The sequence below is a fragment of the Marinobacter sp. DS40M6 genome (assembly GCF_028581595.1).
Lineage (GTDB): Bacteria > Pseudomonadota > Gammaproteobacteria > Pseudomonadales > Oleiphilaceae > Marinobacter > Marinobacter salarius.
The window spans coordinates 112,832-138,053 of the sequence record NZ_JAFCAE010000006.1; the positions used below are offsets into that span (position 1 = coordinate 112,832).

The window sequence follows — 25,222 nt, forward strand, 5'->3', positions numbered from 1 at the left end:
CCTTTACACCTACTGCCTGATCAACCGTGGCCCTACCGCCTCTTCCGGGTCGGTACTGCGCCAGGGGTTGATATCCAGACCACCCCTTCGCGTATAACGGGCGCACACCGACAGCTTCTGCGGCTGACAACGGGCCATCAGGTCGGTAAACATCGTTTCCACACAATGCTCATGAAAGTCCTGCTTCTGGCGAAAACTCACGATGTATTGCAGCAGCCCTGCCCGGTCCATCGCCGGGCCGGTGTAATCGATCAGCACCGTTGCCCAGTCCGGTTGGCCGGTGACGGGGCAATTGCTTTTCAGCAGGTGCGAGCACAGTTTCTCCGACACCACATCACCCGTCGCCTGTAGGCTGTCCGGGTTGTAGTCGTAGCCCACGGATTCCACATCCTCGTCGTCGATCAGCACGAAGCCTTCCGGCCGACCGACCGCTCTCGCTCCCTGATCAACACTGTGCAGGTCTACATTGACCGCCGCACCGCTTGCGCTCGACAGGTCACGGGCAATCACATCCCGAACCTGATCGGCGGAGGAAAACACCGTCTGGTTCAGGGAATTCAGGTACAGCTTGAGAGACTTGGACTCAATAATCGACGGCGACGCCGAAGGCACCCGAATTTCCGCCCAGGCGACTGCGGGCACGCCCCCGGTGCGCAACCAGGAAATCTCCCAGGCCTGCCACAAGTCTTCCCCGAACCAGGGCCAGCGGCCATCCTCCAGGCCGATGCGGCGACGGTTTTCCTCCCGTGCCACGGGAAACAACAATTGCGGATCGTAGGCATCCGGGTAGTCGCTGGATTTGCCCAGCGGGGCATCATTAAGGGCCATGATCAATCCTGGGAAACGTTCATCAGTGACGTATGCCCTTACCGCGCGCCAACATGCGCAGGGAAATGGCAGACAGAATGGCAATAAACAGCAGAATCATACCAAGGGCGACGTAGGGATTAACATCCGACACGCCCAGAATACCGTAGCGGAAGGCATTCACCATGTAGAGTATCGGGTTGATCATCGACACCCCTTGCCAGAACCCCGGCAGCATGTCGATCGAGTAGAACACTCCGCCCAGGTAAGTCAGCGGTGTCAGAACAAAGGTCGGCACAATGGAAATATCATCAAACTTAGTCGCCAGCATGGCGTTGATGAAACCACCCAACGAAAACAGCGCCGATGTCAGGAACACCGTCAGGATCACCATCGGCAGATGATGGATCGACAACTGCGTAAAGCCCAGTGACAGCAGCGTTACGATCAACCCAATGCCCAACCCCCGGGACATACCACCTGTAACATAGCCGGCGAGGATCACCCAGTTGGGCACAGGTGACACCAGCAACTCCTCAATGCTGCGCTGGAACTTCATGGAGAAAAACGACGACACCACGTTGGCGTAGGAACTGGTGATCACCGACATCATGATCAGCCCTGGAACAATGAACGCCATATAATCGAAGCCGCCCATCACCCCGATGCGCGAGCCAATGAGGTTGCCGAAAATAATAAAGTACAGCGTCATGGTGACCGCCGGTGGCAACAGGGTTTGTGGCCATATCCGCATGAAGCGACGGATTTCACGGGTGACGATGGTTTTATACGCGGTCAGCATCGCATCCGTTCTCATGCGGTTTCTCCCTGGGTGGCGTTACGGGGGTTGTTGTCCTCAACCATGCGGATAAACAGCTCTTCGAGTCGGTTGGCCTTGGTGCGCATGCTGACCACGCGAACGCCCTGCTCTTCCAGCTGGATGAACATGCCGTTCAGACTCTGGCCCTTTTCCACATCCACCACCAGGGCGCCCTCGTCATCCATGTGACTGAAGAAACCGTCGAGCACCGGTGCTTCCGTCAACGGCTCGGCGGTGTCCAGCACGAAGGTTTCAGAGCTCAACTGCTGCAACAACGCTCGCTTGCTGGTGTGACGCAGGATCTTGCCGTGGTCGATGATGGCAATATTGCGGCACAGGGCTTCCGCTTCCTCCAGGTAGTGGGTGGTCAGGATGATGGTGGTGCCCTGTCGGTTCATCTCTTCCAGGAACGTCCACATGGAGCGGCGCAACTCGATATCCACCCCGGCCGTGGGCTCATCCAGGATCAGCAGCTTGGGTTCGTGCACCAGCGCCCGGGCAATCATCAGCCGCCGCTTCATGCCCCCCGACAGCATCATGGCCGGCGTATTGCGCTTATCCCAGAGCCCAAGCTGGCGCAGGTACTTTTCTGCGGACTCCGATGCCTTCTTCAGAGGAATACCGTAATAGCCCGCCTGGGTGGTCACAATGTCGAACACCTTCTCAAACTGGTTAAAGTTGAACTCCTGGGGCACAACACCCAGGTTCAGTTTGGCGTCCGATAGATGGGTGTCGATGTCAGATCCGAATACCCGAACCTTGCCCGCGCTTTTATTCACCAGTGAGCAAACAATGCCAAGGGTGGTGGACTTCCCCGCCCCGTTGGGTCCTAGCAAGGCAAAAAAGTCACCTTCGGCGACATGCAGGTCAATCCCTTTCAGGGCCTGGAAGCCGTCGCCATAGGTCTTGACCAGACCTTCGATTTCAAGTGCGTTGGTCATAGTGAATCCAGAGCTGCAGGGGCCACCGACAATGCTGCTGCCGCGCCCAATAGTGGAATAGAAAAAACAAAAGCTATAACTGGAGGCCCGGAAAGTGAAATTCAAGTAGTTCGGCGCAATCCTGCTATACCGACTAAAACCCCAAACTGCGACAGGTTTCCCGATATGGCACCAATGCCGTCCTTATAATGCCGGTTACAACAACTTACAAAAGGTCTTGCACCACCGACCGAACGCCAGGGAATGTACGCGCCACCATGAGATCCGTTCACTACACATCTGCATTACCGTCTCTGATTTGCCCGCTCGCATTAACGGTCCTACTGGCCGGGTGCTTCGGTGGCGACGGCAGCGGCGGAGATGATGGCTCACGCACGGGGCAGCTCATGCCGGCGGGTATCTCCGGGCTTACCTATTCCACAGCCAGCCGCAACGGCACCACTGACGCCAACGGACGCTTCAACTACTACCCCGGCGAACGGATCAGCCTTCGCGTCGGCAACCTGCAACTGGCGGATGGGATTCCCGCGCGGTCCATTGTCACCCCTCTGGAATTCTTCCCGGACCTGCGAACCGCGCTGGAGATACCAGGCACCACCGACGAAGGACTGCAGAACCACCGACTGACAGAACAGCAACTGATCCAGGATGAAGTTACCCTGATCAACATGACGCGGTTTCTACTGGCGCTCAACTGGAGCCTGAACCTCTCCAATGGCCAGGGCATCGACATACGGGAGCGGGTTATTACGCAACTGAATGCCGCGCTACCCGACCTGGACGCGCCGATCGACTTCAATGTTCCTGAAAGCGACTTCGCCGAAGGCGGCAACTCGCCGTCTCCCGCCAACCAGTTGCTGCAAAGCATCTGCTTCTACCCAGCCGACGATGAGCTTTGTGAAGACCCACCCACCGAAGAGGAAATCGCCAACGCGGACCCTCGCCCGGACGAAGAAGAGGACCGTGACGAAGACGTCGAGTATCGGGAGGACCTGCAAAGCAAGCGCGATCGCATCCTCAACGCCGTTCGCAGCCTGGAGGATGTGGATGCCGAGGACGCCGAGGGTTATCTCACGCGGGAACTGGACACCATCAGCACCAAACTGGCCAACCGTTATTACCTGGACGATTATGTGGCAGAATTCCCCGCATCGGACACCGCCATCAAAACCGTGCGGGTACGCAAGATAGCCGATCAGCCGCAACTGGATACCATCGAAGCCATCAGCACCCGCGATCAGGATGTGGTGGTGCACTCTTTCGATTGGCAGTCAGCGTCTGTGGAGTATTTTGTTGCGGGTGAATCCGGAGGAGAATCCGAGCTGTTGGTGAACTTCCGCCCCGAAGGTACCTACCGATGGGTGAAGAAACAGCTCAGGGTACTTATTCAATAATTGCTCGATAACCCGAGCCGTATCAGGCGCCGACAATGCGTGACAGGTTCCAGCGGGACTCCGCACCAGTGACGTCGTAGTGCTCCGGATTCAACCCTTCCGTGCCATGGGGCAGGCACTCGGCCACGGTCAGGGTGTCATGCGCGCCACGCCCTTCATTGTATTTTGCAAGGTCCACGATCCGGGCGGACTTCAACGGCCGGTGATAGCAGTCCGTCATCACCATAACCTTCGGCCACAACCGACGCTCCGGCGCATGGGAAACCACAATACCGCGCTGGCCATCGTTAAGCTCAACCAGGCTGCCGGTGGGGTAAATGCCAATGGCCTGGATAAACTGCTCCACCAGGTCCTCCTGGAATTCAATGTTGCGCATTTCATACAACAGCGTCACCGCGCGGGCCGGCGTCATGGGCTCCGCCGAAGTCCGCGGGCCAATCAGTGTCTCGAAATACTCCGACAGCCCCGCCACCTTGGCCAGCAGTGGAATCCGGTCGCCCCGGACACCTTCCGGGAAACCGGATCCGTTATGCCGTTCGCGGTGGCCCTGCACAACACTGAGAACCGCACGGGATAAACCGCTGTCCGCAAGCTTCGCAACACCGCGCTCCACGTAAGTGCGATACACGGAGAAGTCCTCGGAATCCAGCTTGCCCTCATTGGCAAGAATGCGGGCTGGAAGGTCCAGCTTGCCAACCTGAGACAGCAGGCAGCCCAGCCCAAGGTGATTGAGAAGGCCTTCATTCAGACCCAACTGACGACCACAGACCAGCGCCCATACTGCCGTATTCAGGGAGTGCCGATACGTATAGTTGTCATGGTGACGGGTGCGGCTGAGCCACAGCATGGCATCGGGATTGCGAACAACGCTGGAAACCATTTTCTGGGTGACGACAGCCACCCCCCGAAGGTCCGGCGTTTCATGCTGACGAATGGCCTCGAAAACCTGATTCAGCGACGCTTCCGCATCGATCATCAGCTTCTTGGACACCTTCAGTTCTCTGCGCATGGTCGTTACGGAGTCGTACTTGACCGGCTCCTTGATATTGAGAGGCGGCAACTGTACCGAATCTCGATCATGCCCTGAGCGTTTGCTCGGGCGCCTGAAGATGCGATTTCCGGGTTTGCTCTGATCGATGGCCTCGCGAACCTCGGCCTCATCGATAATCACCCACTTGCAGTGAGTCACCAGCGAACGCACGTCGTTCTGGGAGCGGATGTGAAAGCCCTGGATGGGGAAAGGCGTCTGATGCCACGGGCGATCGAGATCGGACACAAACATGCCAATCTCCAGATCGTGTACAGCAATTTTCTTTTGACGGACTCCCACGGGACACCTCTAACACGTGCACGAATCGATAATCACTATTGTGACGCCCGCTCAGAAAGAGTCCATTACATTTATGTAGTGTGAAGTAACCGGAACGCGACAGGGAGTAACCGAAACTATCATCAGGAAACAAAATGTAGCAACGTGACACCATTCACATTACTGACAAGTCGTTGCCCGGCTATTCGTCGTCACAAACCGAATCATCCAGTTCCGGCGGCCGGGCGTGAAGTGATCCACGGGGGGATTTGCGGCTATAGATAGTGTAAGGCACCGTTGAAGCCCGGATATAGTCGATGTTGTCGGCATCATCGCCACTACCCCGAACGGTCTTGACGGGCTCACAGGACACCAGCAGATCCAGTGACGAACCAATATCGGTGACGCGTGCCGCCGGATCGTCCGCATTTATCGTCATGCAGCGCTTGCCAGCTGCCGACGCACCCGTGCGGGCAACACGGTCCAGCCCTTCGTTACCGCAGGCCCGGATACCCTCGCCGCAGGATTGGTCGGCGGCGTCTTCATGGCTGTCATCCACCAGACGCCATTCACGGGCGCTGCATTGGGTTTCGACGGTAATGGGTGTGGACCGGTTATCCGCCACCCACCAGCCGGGGTATTCGGCAGTCTGCCACGTCAATTTTACCTGGCGATCTTCGCCAGCCGAATTCTCAGCGGGAAACACCGCGTAGTGGGTGTAATAGGATGCGCACCCACTCAGGACAACTGGCAGAACGGCGACGATAAGCCGCATAGGGAGGAAAAATCTGTTGAATATCATTCAGGTGAGCACCGTCTATTGATCCGCAAACTGTAGACCAAAACCGTCGTTGGTCTTACGTACCACCACCATATCCAGCACGGGAGCAGGCACCGGAAGGCCCTGCACCTGAACCTGAACACTGTCACCGATCGACGGTGCGAAGGGTTCGGTGTCGACAACAATAAAAACGCCGCCATCGGAAATGTCCCTGGTTGAGAACACGAATTCACCAAGTTCTTCATGGGTAACCCGAACCTTCGCACTCATTGCTGTGCGACCGTGCACTCTTCGATCATTCCCAACCATAGTCTGTATGCCCACCACTTTTTACATAGTTTTTATAGTCTTCCGAAGCATAACACCATTTCCGCGATAAGTTGGCAACGGTGTATTGACACTCAGCGCAACACAAATAAGAATAGTTGGCATTGTTAACTACCATTACGTCTCACTACACGTATAAAGATCACCCCTTACCCAAAACCATAAAGGAATACCTACCATGAAAATGAAACTTGCGGCGACTGCCATCGCAGCAACCTGCGCGCTGCCCCTGCAGGCCAGCGCTGACGGCGAGGTCAACATCTACTCCTACCGCCAGGCTTACCTGCTGGAACCGCTGCTGAATGCGTTCCAGGAAGAAACCGGTATCGAAACCAACGTCGTCTTCGCCAAGAAAGGCCTGGCAGAGCGACTGGAGCGTGAAGGACGCAACAGCCCCGCGGACCTGGTGATGACGGTGGATATCTCCCGCATCAACGAGCTGGTTGAGCGCGACCTCGTTGAAGGCATTGAAAACGAAACCCTGCAGAGTAACGTCCCGCAGAACCTTCGTCATCCTGACGGCAAGTGGTTCGCCCTCACCACCCGCGGCCGGCTGATCTATGCCTCAAAGGAACGTGTTGAAGAAGGCGAGATCACTACCTACGAGCAACTGGCGGATGAAAAGTGGGATGACCGCATCTGTACCCGCAGCGGCAAGCACCCTTACAACATTGCCCTGTTCTCCTCCATGATCGCCCACCATGGCGAAGAAGCCACTGAAGAGTGGCTGGAAGGCCTGAAAGACAACCTGGCACGCAAGCCCCAGGGCGGCGACCGCGACCAGATCAAGGCCATCCATGCCGGCGAGTGCGACATTGCCATCGGTAACAGCTATTACTACGGCAACATGCTGAACGACGAGAACCAGCGCGAGGCCGCTGAGTCCGTACGTCTGGTATTCCCCAACGCAGCTGGCCGTGGCACTCACATCAACATCAGCGGTATCGCCCTGACCAAAAGTGCGCCCAACCGTGACAACGCCATCCGCCTGATGGAGTTCCTGTCAGAGCCCAAGGCACAGCAGATTTACGCCGAGGCCAACACCGAATACCCGGCCAACCCCGACGTAAAGCCCTCCGGCATGGTGGCCGAATGGGGTGAGATTAACCCGGACGACCTGTCTCTCCAGGAAATCGCGGAGAACCGCAGCGCAGCGGTGAAGATGGTTGATCGCGTCGATTACGACAACTAAACCATCCTTGTATTGAAAAAGCCGGGACTCAGGTCCCGGCTTTTTTGTACAATCCGCACCCTATTCCCAATTCACCCAAAGGAAACCTATGTCCGAGGCCATTGAACAGACCGGGGCGAGATACCCCCTGCTGGCAAAACGGACCTCGAAACGCTGGCTGATCACCGCCGCAGTGACCACCGCCATCGTGGCGCTTCCGGTACTGTCGGTGCTTATCCTGGCGCTGTTTCCGGAAGAGAATATCTGGCCTCACCTGCTGGACACCACGCTTCCCCGCTATCTGGTTACCACACTCCAACTCATGGCCGGCGTGGCTTTCATCACGCTGGTTATCGGCCTCGCCAGCGCCTGGGCGGTCACCATGTGCGACTTTCCCGGTCGCAAGTTTTTTGAATGGGCCATGCTGCTACCCTTTGCGGTGCCTGCCTATGTCATCGCTTATGTCTATACCAGCCTTCTGGATTACGCCGGGCCGGTTCAGACCGCCATGCGGGACTGGTTTGGCTGGCACAACGCCGCCGACTACTGGTTCCCCGAAATCCGCAGCCTGGAAGGCGCCACCCTGATGATCGGCCTGGTGCTCTACCCTTATGTGTACCTGCTGGCACGGGCCGCGTTCCTGGAGCAATCCCCTTCCCTGTTTGCGGTCAGCCGTAGCCTGGGGCATTCCGCCATCAGCACCTTCTTCCGGGTTGTGCTGCCGATTGCCCGGCCTGCCGTAGCGGTTGGCCTGTCGCTGGTACTGATGGAAACCCTGAACGACTTCGGTACGGTGGATTTCTTTGCGGTACAAACCCTGACCGCCGGGCTGTTCGACACCTGGATGAACCTGGGGAACCTGGGAGGCGCCGCGCAGATTGCCACCACCATGCTGGCCTTCGTCGTTATCCTGGTGACCCTGGAGCGCTATTCCCGGCGCAAACAGCAACAATTCGCAGCGCGGGACAACCGCGAGCCAATCCGTCGCTTTACCCTCTCACGCCCGCGCCAGTGGGTGTGCGTGGCCGTCTGCGCCGTTCCGGTGATCTTCGGTTTCCTGCTGCCGGCAGCCACTCTTGGCCACTATGCCTGGGAGTACTTCGACGAAAGCTGGAACCCGGACTTCGTCCGCAACACGCTCAACAGCCTGTTTCTCTCGGGAACCGCCGCGCTGACCACGCTGATCATTGGCGTCACCCTCGCCTACAGCCGCCGCCTGCACGATACCCGGGGCATGCGCGTGATGATGCGGCTGTCCAGCCTGGGCTACGCCATGCCCGGGGCCGTGCTCGCAGTGGGTGTGATTGTGCCGCTGGCCGGTTTTGACAACTGGGTGGATGGCATCCTGAGGGACAACTTCGGGGTCAGCAGTGGGCTGCTGCTTAGTGGTACCGCATTTGCGCTGGTGTTCGCCTATACCGTTCGCTTCCTGGCGGTCTCCGCTGGCAGCGTGGAAAGTGCCCTGCAGAAAATTACACCCAGTATGGACATGGCCTCCCGGTCCCTGGGCCATACACCGGGCAACACACTGCTGAAGGTTCACCTGCCGATGTTGCGGGGCACCTTGATTACGGCGGCGTTGGTGGTGTTCGTGGACTGTATGAAGGAGCTGCCGGCGACGTTAATCCTGCGGCCCTTTAATTTTGAAACCCTGGCCACCTACGTGTACCAGTTTGCCTCGGACGAGAAGCTCGCCCACAGCGCCCTGCCGGCATTGATTATCGTGCTGGCCGGCATCATTCCGATCATCCTCATGAGCAAGTCCATTTCCGACACCCGGGCCATTAGCTGACGTTCGCCGCCTTCAAGCGGCAGCCGGGAAGTCCGCTTAGATCACCGAACGGGAATGCGCGCCCTGAACCACAAAACGGCCCTGGAAAACCGCAACGGGTTCTCTGACGGGTTCCGTGGTGGGTTCGCCGCAGTACACTTCAGCAATCAGGGAAAGCCTGCCCTTGCCGTGGCGGGCCAGGCTTTTTCGGAATCGGTCAGGGACTTCACCGCCGGGAAGGCGGCACAGGGCGAAGAAGTTCGTGTCTACCGGTTCAATGTGCTCAATTTCACCTACCTGGATCACCACCTTTCCGGCCAATCCCAGGTCGGTCAATACCAGCTCAACCAACCCCCAGGCGGAAATCACTGCAACCGAGTAGACACTCCCCCCGAAGCCGGTCCCCTGGTGGTTGTGGTTGGGGGCCAGCGGAGCACTGACCAACAACGCATGGCCGTCATAGGAAACCAGCTCCACACCCAATGCTTCCGAGAGCGGAATCATGTCATAAATGCGTTTCTGAAACCGGGCTAACTGAGTCATATTCCCTCCTGAATATGTCTTCAGTTTATGCCCGTTTCAGCGCTTTCCCTATGCGACTTACGTCGGTTTTCTCTACTGCCAGATGACCGGCTCACGTTTTGCGTACCAGGAGTCCACATTTTCCTGATACGCATCCTCCACCACATTACGCTTCAGCTTCAGTGTCGGGGTCAGGAAGCTGTTCTCGATGGACCATTCATCGCTGACCACGGTAATGAACGCCAGTTGCTCGTGAGGGTCCACGGTCTTGTTCACGTCTGTAATCAACTGCTTGAAGCTGGCCTCGATGTCCTTGCGGAATGCTTCATCAGCCATCTTCGGACGAATCTCCTCGCCCAGCATCACCAGCGCGTGGGGTTGCGTCTGGTTGGCCCCGGAAACACACACCATTTCGATGGCCTCATGAGACATCAGGCGGTTCTCGATCGGTGCGGGGGCGATGTACTTACCCTTGCTGGTCTTGAAGATTTCCTTGATGCGGCCGGTCAACTTCAGGCGTCCCATCTCGTCGATTTCGCCCTTGTCGCCGGTTTTCAGGAAACCGTCCTCTGAGAACGTTTCGCGGGTTTTCTCTTCGTCCTTGTAGTACCCCATCATCGTGGCCGGGCTTTTCACCAGCACTTCGCCCTCGTCGCTGATCTTCATTTCCACGCCGGGCAGTGCTTCACCCACGTAGCCGGTGCGGGAACGGCCAGGCTTGTTCATGTGGGAATAGGCAAAGTTCTCGGACATGCCGTAGCCTTCCAGCAGTTCCAGCCCCAGGTTGCGGTACCAGTCCAGCACATCGTTGGAAAGAGGTGCGGAGCCACTGCCAGCCAGTTTGACCTTGTTCAGGCCCAGCCCTTTGAGCACCTTCTTCTTGATCACCTTGTTCAGCAGCGGAACCTTCAGCAGCTTTTCCAGCTTCTCCTTGGGCAGCTTCTGAAGAACGCCGTGCTGGAACTTCACCCACAGGCGGGGGACTGACAGGAACAGCGTCGGCTGTGCCCGCTGCAGATCCTGGACAAAGGTATCCAGCGACTCGGCAAAGAACAGCTGGAAACCGGAGTACAGCGAGCCCAGCTCCACAAACGTGCGCTCGAAAACGTGCGCCAGCGGCAGGTAGGACAGCATGCGCTCTTCCGCGCCAACGCCCAGCACCTGGGTGCCACCGGCGGCCGCAAATGCCATATTACGAAAGCTCAGCATAACGCCCTTCGGCCGGCCGGTGCTGCCAGAGGTGTACACAATGGTGGCCAGTTCATCCACATCCCGCTGGGTGTTCTCTTCCAGTGGCGGGTACTTGCCCACAAGGTCGTCCCAGGTTTCAAAGTCGTTGGGCGGGCTCAGTGGGTAGGAAATACAACGCACGGACTCCGGCACGCCGGACTTCATCTGGTCCCAGTCGTCCAGCTTACCGACAAACAGAACGTCGCATTCGCTGTGGTTAAGGATGTAGTTCACCGTATCCGCATTCAGGGTCGGGTACAGCGGCACGGAAATGTGTCCGGCCATCCAGATGGCCCAGTCCGACATAATCCACTGCGCGCAGTTCTTGGATATGATCCCGACCCGGCTCTTTTCCGGCAGGTTCAGGGATTTCAGGTACGAGGCCATCCGGCGGGCTTCATCCACCGCACGCTTCCAGGTGTATTCGACAACCTTGCCGTCGCCAATGGGCTGAGTCATGTACAGGGAATCCGCCTTGGCGTGTTCCCAGTGATAAACCATATCCAGGGGGAGTTTGTCAGTAGTGTCCATGGACCTTCCTTGCGTTGTGTTATTTTTGAGTTATCGGTGTTTTTATTATGTAAGGGCTGCACTGCATTAGACTTTAGTAGCCTATTTCACCACAGCCGTCACCGTCAAAACGTGACGGAACTAAAACTATTCCACTTCACATGTACTTTTGGCCGGCATACTGCCGCGCAAATCCCTGTAAAAGGTACCTTCCCTTACCCATCAATCCAATAGCCTGTGATAAACTCCCGCCCCATTATAAAACGCGCGTTCGATCTCCCGGCGCGCCCAAACAGTCTGAACAGACCCGGAGACCGGTTTATGGCTAACAAGATTCTGCGTACGCTGATCGGCACCGCCCTACTGGCAATGGCGGCCATTGCACCCGCCATGGCACAGAGCGACGAACAGCGAGTAGTCGCCATCACCCAGATTGTGGAGCATCCGGCACTGGATGCTGTCTACCAGGGCATCAGGGACGAACTGGAAGCACAGGGATATAACGACGGCGAACAGGTTCGTATCATGCACGAAAGCGCCCAGGGCAACGCCGCCATCGCGTCACAGATTGCCCGCAAATTCGTGGGTGAAGGCCCGGACGTGATCGTCGCCATCGCCACGCCGTCGGCCCAGACCATGGCCGCCGCCGCTCGCGAGACTCCAGTGGTCTTCTCAGCGGTGACTGACCCAGTCGGCGCCAAGCTGGTGAAAAGCCTGAAGGCTCCGGGAGCCAACATCACCGGCGTGACCGACATGCTGCCCATCGAACGCCACCTCGACCTGCTCGAGCGGGTGGTGCCAGACGCCAAACGCATCGGCACCGTCTACAACCCCGGCGAAGCCAACGCAGTGGCTCTGGTGGAGCTGCTTGAAGAGCGACTGCAGGCCCGTGACATGGAACTGGTTAAAGCCGCCGCCACCAAGACCTCGGAAGTGCTCGGTGCTGCCCGCTCCCTGGTGGGCAAAGCAGACGCCATCTACCTGACCACCGATAACACCGTGATCAGCGCCGTGGAAGCCGTCATCTCCGTGGGCGAGCGTGCCAGCATTCCGGTCTTCGCCGCTGACACCGCCACCGTCGGCCGTGGCGCCGTTGCTGCCCTTGGCTTCGACTACTACGACCACGGCCGCCAGACCGGCGCCATGGTGGCCCGCATCCTGGAAGGTGCCAACCCCGGTGACATGGATGTGGAATCCGTGGACACCCTGGAACTGTTCGTGAACCCCGCTGCCGCAGAGCGCATGGGCATTACCCTGTCCGACGACCTGATCAGCGACGCGAAAAAAGTCGTAAACAGCGACAAGTAACCCACTGTTAGCGGGCAGCCTCACAAGGGCTGCCCGTTTTCATTTACGGTGACCCTATCCCATGCTTAGTAACATTGCCTTTTATGGCGCCATCGAAACCGGCCTGATCTACGGGCTGGTCGCCTTCGGTATCTACCTTTCGTTTCGCGTACTGGACTTCCCGGACCTGACCGTGGACGGCAGTTTTCCCCTGGGCGCCGCCGTGGCAGCAGTCCTTATCATTGAAGGCGTTAACCCCTGGCTGGCCACCGGCGCTGCCGTTATCGCCGGCATGGGTGCCGGTGCGGTAACCGCATTGCTGAACGTCAAACTCAACATTCTCAACCTGCTGGCGTCCATCCTCACGATGATCGCGCTGTATTCCGTGAACCTGCGCATCATGGGCCGGCCCAACATTGCCCTGCTCACCGAGGAAACCGTGCTCACACCCTGGTACGACCTTGGCCTGGCCTACCATCAGGTGCCGGTACTATTGTTCATCATCGTGGTGATGGTAAGCCTGTTGTTGCTGTGGCGTTTCATGAAATCCGAAACCGGGCTGGCCATGCGCGCCACCGGCGCAAACCCGCGAATGGCCCGTGCACAAGGTATCGCCACCGGTGCCATGATTGTGCTGGGGGTTGCCGTCTCTAACGGCTTGGTAGGCCTCGCCGGTGCCCTGTTCGCCCAGAGCCAGGGCGCTGCAGACGTCACCATGGGTGTGGGCGTGATCGTGATCGGCCTGGCCTCACTGATCGGTGGTGAAGCCGTGCTTACGCCGTCCACAGTTCTCCGAGCCCTGATTGCCTGTGTTATCGGCGCCATCGTCTACCGCCTGGCCATTGCCCTGGCGCTGAACGCTGACTTCCTGGGGCTACAGGCCCAGGACCTGAACCTGATCACCGCCGTGCTGGTCACCCTGGCCATTGTGCTGCCCGGTGTTCGCACGTCCGTTGCCGCGCGGTTTACCCGCAAAAAGGCCTGAGGAGGAAGCATGATTACAGCAACCGACCTGACCCTCACCTTCGGCAAGGGCACGCCGCTGGAAAACCCGGCCCTGCGAGGCATGAGCCTGACCGTCAACCAGGGCGAATTCGTCACCGTGATTGGCAGCAACGGCGCCGGCAAGTCCACCTTCCTCAACGCCCTCGCCGGTGAGGTGATGGTGGACAGCGGCAACATCATCGTCGACAACCAGGACGTGACAAAGCTGCCCACCCACAAGCGTGCCGGCCGGGTAGCCCGCGTATTCCAGGACCCGCTGGCCGGCACCTGTGAAGGCCTGACCATCGAGGAAAACCTCGCCCTGGCCATCAAACGTGGCCAGCGCCGTGGGCTGAGCGCAGCCGTAAAAGCCCGCTACATGGACCAGTTCAAATCCAGCCTGGCCTCCCTCAACCTGGGCCTGGAAAATCGTCTGGGCGACAAGATGGGCCTGCTTTCCGGCGGCCAGCGCCAGGCCGTAAGCCTGTTGATGGCCAGCCTGACACCCTCCGCCATCCTGTTGCTGGACGAACACACCGCCGCGCTGGACCCGAAAACCGCCTCCTTCGTGCTGGACCTGACCACACAGATCATCGAAGAACAGAAGCTCACCGCGCTGATGGTCACCCACAGCATGAAACAGGCGCTGGAAGTGGGCGACCGCACAGTGATGCTGCATCAGGGCCAGGTGGTGTTCGATATCGCCGGCCAGGACCGGGAAGGACTGGAAGTGAAAGACCTGCTGGAACTGTTCGAGAAGCAGCGCGGGCTGGAAGTGGACGACGACAGTTTGTTGTTGGGCTGATCACGCTCGCCGGCAAACTCGTCTACGGGGCACCTTGCATGCCCCGTAGACAGTTTGGTCACTAGTGACCGTACACCCGCATCTGGGTATTGGTGATCGCCAGGTCATCAATAAAGATCTGGCCGATCGAGGCCTGCCCCACAATCACCTCCTGCATTCCGATGTCCGCCGCAAAGCTGGGCATATCGATCGCCAGGGAGGAACCACCGTCTGCACGCTGGCCGTTGTAGATGTACAGGTCCACTTCCGCGAACAGATCCAACACGCTCGGGAAGGTCTGGTCGTAGTCCGCACCGGTCAATGAAAGGCCACGAATGCCCACGGCCGCAAACGGCACATCGAAATCCATCACTTCAATAGCGAACGCCGAACGTAGCCGCATGATGTCGGTGTCTGTATCAATGTGGATAGAACCACGCCCCAGCACACCCTCGATGAACAGGTTGTCCATCAGTGCCGTGTTCTGGGCGCCCTGCCCCCACAATTCCCACGCACCGGAGGTCACACGGAAATCTATGGCATTGAAGAATTGCGGGCGGATATTGATGGCCGCATCGCCGTCGGCGAGCACATCAATATCGATACGGATGTTGTCCAGAAGATCATTGGAATCCGGCCCACCCAGGCCATTGAAACCAAAGAAGTCTGTCCGTTCCGCACCGCCAATACTGATATCACTGACCGTTAGCGAGCCTTCATCGGTGTAGATGAAGCGATCCATATTGATCTTGGTTTCAAGCTCAATGGATATGCCTCCCTGACCGGTGATGTTTCCCGTTGTCTGGTCTTCCAACTCAATGACCACACCGGCCTGGCCGGTAATGTTCCCCATTGCGCTGTCCTCCAGCATCACAATGTCTGCCATTGCGGCAGCAGGCAACCCTGCGACGCCCAGCGCAAGCAGTGTTCGTTTCAGGCCTTTCATTATTATGTTCCTTTTATAGTAGTTTTCACTTCCTGTGGGCCACTACCTCTTACGACTCCACATCACTACTTTAGCGACAGGTACAAAACGGGTACGTGCATCGGTCACATTTAACTGACTTTATGAACCTTTTTTCAGATTTTTCGCTGCGCAGTTTTTGACCACAACATCTAGTGGTTTCAAGTAAAATGCCTCAACGCGGCGTTTCTGCGGGCATTTCAGGATATTCAAGCATTCATCCATTGATTTTCTTTCGCTATGAGCCGCAATCTATAGTTGTCTTCTTATTCACAGACCACTATATCCTGTTATACTCATCTCATATTCACCCATATATAGGGTTTGATCGGCCCGCTCACCACAAACGGCGCGCCAGTAAACCACGCGGGTGACCATCTTTCCTGAAAACCCGCTGTTACGCCCTTTCCAAGGCGGGCAGCAGGTTAGAAAAACACCAGATCTAGTGTTTCACCGGATCTGAAGCATAACGGCCTTCCAGGCTGAGACATCTTAACGACACATGGGGTATGGCCGGCTGCGGTTTGCAACGGCCATCAAAAGACATACCGGACATCCGAGGGTGGCAATGAACGCTAAAGCACAGGCAGTGATAACAACAATTCCAATGCAGGAAGCTTCGCTGGACATCTGGAACAGCAAGTACCAACTCAAAACCAAGACCGGCGAACCCGTCGATAAGGACATCGAAGCAACCTACGAGCGTGTTGCCACTGCCCTTGCCGAAGTGGAAAACAAAGCCAACCGTGCCAAGCACAAGAAAGAATTCGTCTGGGCCCTGCGCCACGGTGCCATCCCCGCTGGCCGCATTACCTCCAACGCCGGTGCGGAAGCCCACAAACCAGCCACGTCCACCATCAACTGCACCGTGTCTGGCTCCGTTCAGGACTCCATGAACGACATCCTGGAGAAAAACCACGAAGCCGGCCTCACCCTCAAAGCCGGTTGTGGTATTGGTTATGAATTCTCCACCCTGCGCCCCCGCGGTGCCTACGTTGCCGGTGCGGGTGCCACCACCTCCGGCCCGCTGTCGTTCATGGATATCTTCGACCGCATGTGCTTCACCGTGTCTTCTGCCGGTGGCCGCCGTGGCGCGCAGATGGCCACCTTCGACGTACACCACCCGGACGTCATCGACTTCATCCAGGCCAAGCGTGAAGACGGCCGCCTGCGCCAGTTCAACCTGTCGCTGCTGATCACCGAAGACTTCATCGAAGCCGTGCGCAATGGTGACGACTGGCACCTGTCGTTCCCCGTCACCGAGAAAGAAGCGGAAGACGAAGGCCTGGACCTGTCCGACACCACCCAGTTCGTGTACCGCGACTTCCCGATCCAGAAAGGTTACGTGGTCAATGGCGAAGGTAAGGTTGCGTGCCGCATCTACCGTACCCTGAAAGCCCAGTTCATCTGGGACACCATCATGACCAGCACCTATGACTACGCCGAGCCGGGGTTCATCCTGATCGACAAGGTCAACCAGATGAACAACAACTGGTTCTGCGAAGACATCCGCGCCACCAACCCCTGTGGCGAACAGCCCCTGCCCCCCTACGGCAGCTGCCTGCTGGGCTCTGTGAACCTGACCATGTTCGTGGACTACCCGTTCACCGACAAGGCCAGCTTCAACTATGAGAAGTACCGTAAAGTCGTTGGCATCTTCACCCGCATGCTGGACAACGTAGTGGAAATCAACGGCCTGCCGCTGGAAGAGCAGCGCCACGAAATTACCTACAAGCGCCGCCACGGCATGGGCATCCTCGGCCTGGGCTCCACCCTCGCCATGCTGCGCATGCCGTACGGCTCGTCCGAATCCGTGCAGTTTACCGAAGAAGTCGTACGTGAAATGGCCGTGGAAGGCTGGCGCCAGTCCCTGGCCCTGGCCGACGAGAAAGGCCCGGCGCCGATCATGAACGACGAGTTTGAAGTTACCCCCAAGATGCTGACCAAGTGCCCGCAGCTGTCCCAGGACGGCTACAAGCTGGGCGACAAGCTCAAGGGCAAGGTACTGCACGCCAAGTACAGCAAGTACATGCAGCAGATCGCCGGCGTAGAGCCGGAGCTGATCGAGCAGCTGGCCGAGAAAGGTGGCCGCTTCACGCACCACACCTCCATCGCGCCCACCGGCACCATCAGCCTGTCACTGGCCAACAACGCCAGTAACGGCATCGAGCCCAGCTTCTCGCACCACTACGCGCGCAACATCATCCGCGAAGGGCGCAAGACCAAGGAAAAAGTCGACGTATTCTCCTTCGAGCTGCTGGCTTACCGCCACCTGGTTAACCCCGGTGCCATGCCCTTCTCCGAAGAAGAAGACAAGCGCCTGCCCCAGTACTTCACCACGTCTGAAGACGTGACGCCGGCGCAGCACGTGGACATCCAGGCCGCGGCCCAACTGTGGGTGGACTCGTCCATCTCCAAGACCGCCAACGTGCCCCAGGATTTCGCGTATCCGGACTTCAAAGACATCTACATGTACGCCTACGACAAGGGCCTGAAGGGTTGCACCACCTTCCGCTTTAACCCGGAAGCCTTCCAGGGCGTACTGGTTCAGGAGAAAGACCTGGAAAACACACTGTACGAATTCACCCTGGACGACGGCAGCAAGGTAACCCTCAAGGGCAACGAACAGGTGGAGTACGACGGCGAGCTCCATAACGCCGCCAACCTGTTTGATGCGCTTAAAGAAGGCACCTACGGCAAATACTGATCCCGGGAACCGACACAGGACAACGAACATGACCGTTAAAATCAGCAACAAAATCGTCGGCTACCGCGTAAAGAAAGCCGACCCAGAAGCAGCACAGCCAGCCGCGCAGCCGGAAAACAAACCGGTTGAGATGAACGAATACATCGAACGGCCGGACTTCCTGCTGGGCACCACCTACAAGATCAAGCCGCCGGTGGCCGAGCACGCGATGTACATCACCATTAATGACATCCTGCTCAACGAAGGCACCGACCACGAAAGCCGGCAGCCGTACGAAGTATTCATCAACTCCAAGTCGATGGAACACTTCCAGTGGGTTATCGCCCTCACCCGCGTTGTCTCCGCCGTGTTCCGCAAAGGCGGCGACGTGACGTTCCTGGTGGAAGAACTGCGCAGCGTGTACGACCCCAACGGCGGCTACTTCAAGAAAGGCGGCGTATTCATGCCCTCTCTCGTCGCCGAAATCGGCGCCGTGATCGAGAAGCACCTCAAGGCCATCGGCCTGATTGAAAGCGAGGAAATGAGCGAAGTCACCAAACGCATCCTCGCCGAAAAACGCGCCGAATTCGAAGCCAGCCACACCACGGCCACGAACGACGACAAAGCCGGCGACTACCCGCCCAACGCCACCATGTGCGGCAAGTGCAGCACCAAGGCGGTGATTGTGATGGATGGGTGTGCAACTTGCCTGTCTTGTGGCGATAGTAAGTGTTCATAGCCATATAAACTGGTTACTTGATAGCTTTAACAGATTTACAATCTTTGACCCCCGAAACCTTGTTCTTCGGGGGCTTTTTATTACTATTCCACTTCCCCATCACTTCGTAAGATCTTAGTTGCTGAACGGGTTAAACGCACTATACTAGCGGATACATAAGAATAATCCTTCAAAACCTTGTTTTTATTGTTTTTTATAAAACAAGTTTTATCTTTTAGGTTTCAAGTATCCAAATGTCATCTAGACCAAAAGCCCCGAAAAAAGTTGTGCAGTTCTCACACATTACGCCTAGAGAACAACGCTTTATGATTGTCGACCGTGAGACGGGGGGTTCCTACCCCGTTACTGCGGACATTCCTAAAAAGAGGCTGGACTTACCCCGGTCCACTAGACACTCCTAGCCTATGATTGGACTTACCCCGGTCCACTAGACACTCCTAGCCTATGATTAGAGCATAGGAGGAACTGTCATGAGCAGCCAACGTTACCCCCCGGAATTCAAGAACGAAGCGGTTCGACAAGTGCTGGAACGGGGCTATACCGTCGCCGAAGTGTCGCAACGACTGGGAGTCTCGGCTCACAGCCTCTACAAATGGGTTAAGGCCGTGAAACCGGATAAGTCTGATGAACAAGCCGCCGAGTTGGTCGAAGCCAAGAGCGAGATTCTCAGGCTGCGTGCTCAGATGCGCCGGGTTGAAGAAGAGCGGGATATCCTAAAAAAGGCCGCTCGGTACTTTGCCAGAGAGCCCGAGTAAAGTACCGGTTCATCAACGATCACCGACACCAATTCGACACCATGACCATGTGTCGCGTGCTCCAGGTGGCTCGCAGCGGATTCTATCATTGGCTGCATAAGCCCTTGTCTGACCGAGCGATTGATGACCAGCGGCTGCTAGCGCAGATCCTGGCATCTTATCAAGGCAGCTCTGGCGTGTACGGCGCGCCACGAGTGTTTCTGGACCTTCGGGAGGCTGGCGAAACCTGCGGCAAGAACCGAGTCGCCCGGTTGATGAAAGAGCATAAAATCAAAGCACTGCGAGGCTATAAAGCGCCCAGGGTGATCGCCGGGAGGCCGTCGATCCTTACCCCGAACAAGCTTCAGCGCGAATTCACGGTGAGTCACCCGGACAAAGCCTGGGTAACCGACATTACCTATCTCCGCACCTGGCAAGGCTGGTTGTATCTGGCGGTGGTGGTCGACCTGTTCTCACGCCGCGTGGTGGGCTGGTCGATGAAACCCACCCTGCACCGTAGCTTGGTGGTGGATGCGCTGCTGATGGCCGTTTGGCGTCGGCGACCGAAGGAAAAAGTGTTGGTGCATTCGGATCAGGGCAGCCAATACGGCAGTGATGACTGGCATCGTTTCTGTCTAGCCCATAACCTGGATCCCAGCATGAGCCGTCGGGGTAATTGCTGGGATAATGCGGTGGCGGAATCCTTCTTCAGCAGCCTGAAAAAGGAACGGATCCGCAAACGGATCTACAAAACCCGTGACCTGGCCAAAGCAGATGTGTTCGACTACATCGAAGTGTTTTACAACCGAGTCCGGCGTCATACCCACCTGGGAGGCGTCAGCCCAGAGGCCTTTGAAATGGCCTCCGTTTGAGGCTGGAGTGTGTCATGCGTATCGGGGTAAGTGCACTAACTAATGGGGCGTCTCTATTTTGTTGGGGGGAATACCATAATGTTCGCTTACTTTTGTATCGTTTAGCAGTAACGCCCTTCGGGTTTCAGAAGGCAACTCACCAAATAGCTTCTTATAATCACAAGACAGTCTCCCTAAGTGCATAAATCCGTAATCGAACGCAACCTCAGTAACATTTTTCGCGCGGCCACCTAGCAATTCCTCCCTAACCTTCTGAAGCTTTCTGTTTTTTATATAACTTCTAGGAGTTGTTGAAAATGAGGCAGAGAACATATTATAAATTGAACGAACGCTAACCTTTGATATAAAACATAACTCATCTAAGCTAATATCATTCTTCAGATTATTATCTATATATTGAGTAATTTTTTCCATGCAGGGATGAGCATTCACAGACTTCTCATATATATTAAAATTTCCTTGAAATGTTCGCAAAATTTTCTTTACCATAATTTCTTTGTATGGATCAAAAACACAAAAAAGGTCAGAGTCACAATTCTCAACCTCCAGAAATACAGACTCAAAGAGTTTCACCAATGACGGGAAACAAAAAAGGCTTACTGGAAGTCGTTTGAAACGAATACCTGATTTCGGAATATGCCCCAGATCACCAATGACAGCAGACTGAAATTCGCTTTCAGGTACATTAATGATTAGCTTTTCGCAGTCATGAGAATAGTCAAGTATTATTAATTCATGCGGATTTAATATTATTGCGTCACCTTTCTTCAAAAGAACTTTTTCGTCCTTAAAAGTGATCTTGCACTCGCCTTCCGTTATTATTTGCAAGTGAAATGCATCTTCTAGCTCCGGACTTTTGATTTTTACCTCACCACCATAGGAAATAGAGGATAGCCCAAGCCCAGAAATTTCTGTAAAACTCAAACGTGATAGAGATTTTTGGCTATTCATTACTTCAATTGTGTGACGGCCAATTTTTTTGTTTACAAATTCCGAGACCACTTCCGGATGAGCGAATTCGAAAACCGTCGCCTGACTTAAAACATTAGCTAGCAACTTAGTCATCTTATTTATCCTATTTTTGATTTTTGTCATTGTGATTTTAGGAAATTTTAGCCTATTCGAGCCCAAAATCCATTGCAGTAGGTGATGACGGAGTCAAAAGGAGTCCTGATTATACATAAGGCTCATCATCTTCAGGGCCTGATATGGCGTCAGTGGTTTTCTCGCGGCTACCGTAAGAAAGCGTAGAATCATAGCCTTGAGCCTGACCCGTGACTTCAACCCGTCGAAAGTAGGCGCGCAAGGCCTGCAATGACGGGGAACTGCACGATATAATGTCGCCGGACATCCAATCGCCCAGTCAATGCTCTTGGCTCATGCGACGTAAACACCTAGTTAAGGCGATCAATAGCGAGATCAAACTGGTTCTGGGCTTCCGTCAACTCGGTCTGCGGGGGCTCGACGCAGTGCAGGGTGAGTGAGATCTTATCTGCCTGTCGCTCAATCTCTGGAGGATTAGTTTGCTGATGAGGCTGACGTAGCGATTTGTTCACGTTACTTCTCCGAAGAAAATTTCGCAGTAATTGCCGGGGCTTAACGCTCCAGTTTCTTTGCAGATTGGCCACCAATGCCGAAATGCTGCTTGGGCATTTCCGTGATCATCACCCGGATACGATCCATTGGCGCATCCAAGGAACGGGCCATAGCCTCACTCACTTCCTGGATAAGAGTTTCCTTTTGCTCGTCGGTTCTGCCTTCAATAATATAAAGTTGGGCAATGGGCATAGAGCCTCCTTGTTTATACAAATCGGCCAGAAACAGTTCCCAGCCCCTGGTAGCGTACGGTGATATTGTCACCAGGCTCCACGGCGATCGCTGCGGTGATACCGCCCGTCATGATGAAGGTGCCCGCTGGGATATGTTCACCCCGTTCTGCCAGCAGGTTGGCCAGCATCGCCACGCTGGACGCCGGATGACCAAGCACGGCAGCGCCCGCACCTACATCGACAACTTCACCGTTCTTCTCGACCACCACACCCAGGGTTTTCAAATCCACGTCCGCCACATCGGCCATCTGGCCGCCAGTGATAAACCGGGTTGATGAGGCGTTGTCCGCCACGACACTTACCAGGTCGAACTTGAAGTTCTCGTAGCGGGAGTCAATAACTTCCACGGCAGGAATCACGAAGTCCGTTGCTGCCAGCACCTGGCCGATATGGCAGCCGGGGCCTTTCAGGGGCGCCTTGGTAACGAAGGCAATCTCTGCTTCAATTTTCGGGTGGATCAGCTCCTTGGTGTCGACCACACCGCCATCCGGCACGCTGAAATAGTCCGCCAGGAAGCCGTAAATGGGGGTTTCGACACCCATCTGGGCCATCTTTGCCCAGGATGTGAGGCCCATTTTCATGCCCACGATCTTGTTGCCTCGCTCTTCCTTGCGACGACGGATTTCCCACTGCACGTCGTAGGCATCCTCGAAGGTCATATCGGGATAGTCATTGGTAACCTTGGTGATGTCCTGGGCCTGCAGTTCGGCGTTTTCCACGTGCTCGGCCAGTGCCAGCACCTGCTCTCGACTTAATGTCTTGCTCATGCATTCTGCTCCTTCCGCGCCGCCAGAAGATCCAGCGCCACATCCACAATCATGTCTTCCTGGCCACCCACCATGCGGCGTTTGCCCAGCTCCACCAGAATGTCTACGGTCTTAAGACCATACTTCTTCGCCGCCACTTCGGAGTGGCGCAGGAAGCTTGAGTAAACGCCGGCGTAGCCCAGGGCCAGGGTTTCACGGTCCACTCTGACGGGACGGTCCTGCAGCGGGCGTACAATGTCGTCCGCCGCGTTCATCAGCGCGTACACGTCGGTACCGTGCTCCCACCCCATCTTGTCGAAGGCGGCGATGCACACTTCCAGCGGGGCATTGCCCGCGCCGGCGCCCATACCCGCCAGGGAAGCATCAACCCGGTCACAGCCCTCTTCCACTGCCACGATGGAGTTGGCCACACCCAGCGCCAGGTTGTGGTGGGCATGAATGCCGGTTTCGGTTTCCGGCTTGAGAACATCCTTGAGCGCCCGGAAGCGGTCCCGGATGTCGTTCATGTTCATGGCGCCGCCGGAGTCCACCACGTACAGGCAGGTGGCACCGTAGTCTTCCATCAGCTTGGCCTGTTCGGCGAGCCCCTGCGGGGTCTGCATGTGGCTCATCATCAGAAAGCCGACGGTGTCCATGCCGAGCTTGCGAGCGTGTTCAATGTGCTGCTTTGACACATCTGCTTCGGTGCAGTGGGTGGCCACTCTGACGATTCTTGCGCCAGCGCTGTAGGCATTGTCCAGGTCGTGGACGGTTCCGATACCGGGCAGTAACAAGGTGGCGATCTTCGAGTGGGTGACCACGTCCGCCACCGCTTCGATCCACTCCAGGTCAGTGTGGGCGCCGAAGCCGTAGTTGAAGCTGGAGCCCTGTAAGCCGTCGCCGTGGGCCACTTCTATACTGTCGACTTTCGCCTTGTCCAGGGCACGAGCAATGTCCTGCACGTTCTGGATGGAGTACTGGTGGCGAATCGCGTGGCTGCCGTCCCGCAGGGTCACGTCGGAGATGTAGAGCTTTTTACCGGGATTAAAGGTCATGGTTCGTTCCTCCTCAGTTGACCAGCGATTCGGCGATGCGCTCGGCGGTACCAAGAGCCGCGGAGGTCATGATGTCCAGGTTGCCGGCGTAGGCCGGCAGGTAATGGGCGGCGCCTTCCACTTCCAGGAAGATGGAGGTCTTCAGGCCGCTGAACTTACCCAGACCCGGAACGTTCATGGGCTCGTCTTCGGGAATCACATCAAACTGCACTTTCTGCTTGAGGCGATAACCGGGTACATAACGGTTGACGGCCTTAACCATCTCATCCACGGAGGCTTCCACTTCCGTTTGGTCGGCAGCTTCGGACAGCACGTAGACGGTGTCCCGCATCAGCAAAGGTGGTTCGGCCGGGTTCAGGATGATGATGGCCTTGCCCTTGCCGGCGCCGCCCACCACTTCAATCGCCTTCGAGGTGGTTTCGGTAAACTCGTCGATGTTGGCGCGGGTGCCTGGGCCGGCAGATTTACTGGAAATCGAGGCGACGATCTCGGCGTAGTGGGCCCTGGCAACACGGGACACCGCAGCGACCATGGGAATGGTGGCCTGGCCACCGCAGGTGACCATGTTGACGTTGCCCTCCCCCAGATGTTCCTCCAGGTTAACCACTGGCACGCAGTAGGGGCCGATGGCCGCCGGGGTCAGGTCAACCACGCGGATGTCGGGTTTGTGTTCCCTCAGCAGTTTGTCATTGTGAACGTGGGCGCCGGCCGACGTGGCATCAAACACAATGCCGATGTCGGCGAACTCGGGCATTTGCACCAGACCTTCCACACCTTCGGCGGTGGTGGCCACGCCCATGCGTTTGGCACGGGCTAAACCATCCGATTCGGGATCAATCCCCACCATCACCCCCATCTCGATGTGTTCGGCGGTGCGCAGGATCTTGATCATCAGGTCGGTGCCGATGTTGCCCGAACCGATGATCGCCGCTTTGATTTTGTTGCTCATGATGTTGTCC

General features: G+C 56.7%; 24 protein-coding genes and 1 pseudogene. 9 read left to right on the forward strand and 16 right to left on the reverse strand.

Features of this window, described 5'->3' with window-relative positions:
• Positions 1-9: 9 nt before the first annotated feature.
• The 3 genes from queF to JJO78_RS16055 are packed head-to-tail and all read right to left on the reverse strand — an operon-like array spanning position 10 to position 2,568.
• The gene (gene queF / locus JJO78_RS16045; RefSeq protein WP_036208215.1) at positions 10-828 is read right to left on the reverse strand and encodes an NADPH-dependent 7-cyano-7-deazaguanine reductase QueF; all 819 of its coding nucleotides are present in this window, start codon (positions 826-828) and stop codon (positions 10-12) included.
• A gap of 22 nt (positions 829-850) precedes the next feature.
• Entirely contained in the window at positions 851-1,624 is a 774-nt protein-coding gene (locus tag JJO78_RS16050) for an ABC transporter permease (protein ID WP_036208218.1), read from the reverse strand.
• A complete protein-coding gene (locus tag JJO78_RS16055) occupies positions 1,621-2,568 on the reverse strand; it encodes an ABC transporter ATP-binding protein (protein ID WP_036208221.1) in 948 nt (315 codons plus the stop codon). Before JJO78_RS16055 ends, JJO78_RS16050 begins: the two co-directional genes overlap by 4 nt.
• A gap of 257 nt (positions 2,569-2,825) precedes the next feature.
• Between JJO78_RS16055 and JJO78_RS16060 the strand changes: the two genes are divergently transcribed.
• Positions 2,826-3,962 (forward strand): organic solvent ABC transporter permease, encoded by a 1,137-nt coding sequence (locus JJO78_RS16060; protein WP_269399997.1) that lies wholly within the window; start codon positions 2,826-2,828, stop codon positions 3,960-3,962.
• A gap of 22 nt (positions 3,963-3,984) precedes the next feature.
• On the opposite strand, the gene JJO78_RS16065 is transcribed toward JJO78_RS16060, so the two are convergent.
• The 3 genes from JJO78_RS16065 to JJO78_RS16075 all read right to left on the reverse strand — a co-directional run bounded on the left by JJO78_RS16065 (position 3,985) and on the right by JJO78_RS16075 (position 6,361).
• The gene (locus JJO78_RS16065; RefSeq protein ID WP_269399998.1) at positions 3,985-5,292 is read right to left on the reverse strand and encodes an HD-GYP domain-containing protein; all 1,308 of its coding nucleotides are present in this window, start codon (positions 5,290-5,292) and stop codon (positions 3,985-3,987) included.
• 181 nt (positions 5,293-5,473) lie between these two features.
• On the reverse strand, positions 5,474-6,073 hold the full coding sequence (locus tag JJO78_RS16070) for a hypothetical protein (protein WP_269399999.1): 600 nt from the start codon (positions 6,071-6,073) through the stop codon (positions 5,474-5,476).
• A 15-nt stretch (positions 6,074-6,088) separates the two neighbouring features.
• Entirely contained in the window at positions 6,089-6,361 is a 273-nt protein-coding gene (locus JJO78_RS16075; protein WP_036208246.1) for a PilZ domain-containing protein, read from the reverse strand.
• 196 nt (positions 6,362-6,557) lie between these two features.
• On the opposite strand from JJO78_RS16075, the gene JJO78_RS16080 reads away from it, so the two are divergent.
• Complete coding sequence (locus tag JJO78_RS16080; protein WP_075196866.1) at positions 6,558-7,571, forward strand: Fe(3+) ABC transporter substrate-binding protein; 1,014 nt, start codon at positions 6,558-6,560, stop codon at positions 7,569-7,571.
• 88 nt (positions 7,572-7,659) lie between these two features.
• Positions 7,660-9,342 carry an ABC transporter permease gene (locus JJO78_RS16085; RefSeq protein WP_091642017.1) on the forward strand — a complete coding sequence of 561 codons (1,683 nt, stop codon included), beginning with the start codon at positions 7,660-7,662 and terminating at the stop codon, positions 9,340-9,342.
• 36 nt (positions 9,343-9,378) lie between these two features.
• On the opposite strand, the gene JJO78_RS16090 is transcribed toward JJO78_RS16085, so the two are convergent.
• A complete protein-coding gene (locus JJO78_RS16090) occupies positions 9,379-9,864 on the reverse strand; it encodes a thioesterase domain-containing protein (protein ID WP_041333170.1) in 486 nt (161 codons plus the stop codon).
• 72 nt (positions 9,865-9,936) lie between these two features.
• Entirely contained in the window at positions 9,937-11,604 is a 1,668-nt protein-coding gene (locus JJO78_RS16095) for an AMP-binding protein (RefSeq protein WP_269400000.1), read from the reverse strand.
• A gap of 300 nt (positions 11,605-11,904) precedes the next feature.
• Here JJO78_RS16095 and JJO78_RS16100 point away from each other — a divergent pair, with 300 nt between their 5' ends.
• The 3 genes from JJO78_RS16100 (at position 11,905) to JJO78_RS16110 (ending at position 14,659) form a co-directional block, all read left to right on the forward strand.
• The gene (locus JJO78_RS16100; protein WP_269400001.1) at positions 11,905-12,891 is read left to right on the forward strand and encodes an ABC transporter substrate-binding protein; all 987 of its coding nucleotides are present in this window, start codon (positions 11,905-11,907) and stop codon (positions 12,889-12,891) included.
• A gap of 61 nt (positions 12,892-12,952) precedes the next feature.
• Positions 12,953-13,855, forward strand: a complete 903-nt coding sequence (locus JJO78_RS16105) for an ABC transporter permease (protein WP_007152407.1) — start codon at positions 12,953-12,955, stop codon at positions 13,853-13,855.
• Between the two features lie 9 nt (positions 13,856-13,864).
• Positions 13,865-14,659, forward strand: a complete 795-nt coding sequence (locus JJO78_RS16110; protein WP_007152408.1) for an ABC transporter ATP-binding protein — start codon at positions 13,865-13,867, stop codon at positions 14,657-14,659.
• A 61-nt stretch (positions 14,660-14,720) separates the two neighbouring features.
• Here JJO78_RS16110 and JJO78_RS16115 read toward each other — a convergent pair whose 3' ends face one another.
• On the reverse strand, positions 14,721-15,584 hold the full coding sequence (locus JJO78_RS16115; protein ID WP_269400002.1) for a DUF6160 family protein: 864 nt from the start codon (positions 15,582-15,584) through the stop codon (positions 14,721-14,723).
• Positions 15,585-16,170: 586 nt separating this feature from the next.
• Between JJO78_RS16115 and JJO78_RS16120 the strand changes: the two genes are divergently transcribed.
• The 3 genes from JJO78_RS16120 to JJO78_RS16130 all read left to right on the forward strand — a co-directional run bounded on the left by JJO78_RS16120 (position 16,171) and on the right by JJO78_RS16130 (position 20,633).
• Positions 16,171-18,309, forward strand: a complete 2,139-nt coding sequence (locus JJO78_RS16120; protein ID WP_269400003.1) for an adenosylcobalamin-dependent ribonucleoside-diphosphate reductase — start codon at positions 16,171-16,173, stop codon at positions 18,307-18,309.
• 28 nt (positions 18,310-18,337) lie between these two features.
• Positions 18,338-19,027, forward strand: coding sequence for a TSCPD domain-containing protein (locus JJO78_RS16125; protein WP_085680898.1), 690 nt, complete (start codon positions 18,338-18,340; stop codon positions 19,025-19,027).
• Between the two features lie 470 nt (positions 19,028-19,497).
• Positions 19,498-20,633, forward strand: a protein-coding gene (locus JJO78_RS16130) for an IS3 family transposase (RefSeq protein WP_438941596.1) whose coding sequence is annotated in 2 segments (ribosomal slippage) — positions 19,498-19,750 and positions 19,750-20,633 — 1,137 coding nt in all. Because the reading frame shifts where the segments join, the coding sequence is not laid out codon by codon here.
• Between the two features lie 39 nt (positions 20,634-20,672).
• Here the strand turns inward: JJO78_RS16130 and JJO78_RS16135 are convergent.
• The 7 genes and pseudogenes from JJO78_RS16135 to JJO78_RS16160 all read right to left on the reverse strand — a co-directional run bounded on the left by JJO78_RS16135 (position 20,673) and on the right by JJO78_RS16160 (position 25,212).
• A complete protein-coding gene (locus tag JJO78_RS16135; RefSeq protein ID WP_085680900.1) occupies positions 20,673-21,698 on the reverse strand; it encodes an AraC family transcriptional regulator in 1,026 nt (341 codons plus the stop codon).
• Between the two features lie 109 nt (positions 21,699-21,807).
• Positions 21,808-21,908, reverse strand: a pseudogene (locus JJO78_RS20615) (IS1595 family transposase); the annotation flags it as partial.
• A gap of 119 nt (positions 21,909-22,027) precedes the next feature.
• On the reverse strand, positions 22,028-22,189 hold the full coding sequence (locus tag JJO78_RS16140; RefSeq protein ID WP_157132742.1) for a hypothetical protein: 162 nt from the start codon (positions 22,187-22,189) through the stop codon (positions 22,028-22,030).
• A 40-nt stretch (positions 22,190-22,229) separates the two neighbouring features.
• Entirely contained in the window at positions 22,230-22,421 is a 192-nt protein-coding gene (locus JJO78_RS16145; RefSeq protein WP_007152415.1) for a 2-hydroxymuconate tautomerase, read from the reverse strand.
• 13 nt (positions 22,422-22,434) lie between these two features.
• Positions 22,435-23,229: a 2-oxo-3-hexenedioate decarboxylase gene (dmpH, locus tag JJO78_RS16150; protein ID WP_228210719.1), complete on the reverse strand. Its 795-nt coding sequence runs from the start codon at positions 23,227-23,229 to the stop codon at positions 22,435-22,437.
• Entirely contained in the window at positions 23,226-24,263 is a 1,038-nt protein-coding gene (gene dmpG / locus JJO78_RS16155) for a 4-hydroxy-2-oxovalerate aldolase (protein ID WP_269400005.1), read from the reverse strand. Before dmpG ends, dmpH begins: the two co-directional genes overlap by 4 nt.
• Before the next feature lie 13 nt (positions 24,264-24,276).
• Positions 24,277-25,212, reverse strand: coding sequence for an acetaldehyde dehydrogenase (acetylating) (locus JJO78_RS16160; RefSeq protein WP_273624113.1), 936 nt, complete (start codon positions 25,210-25,212; stop codon positions 24,277-24,279).
• Positions 25,213-25,222: the final 10 nt, after the last annotated feature.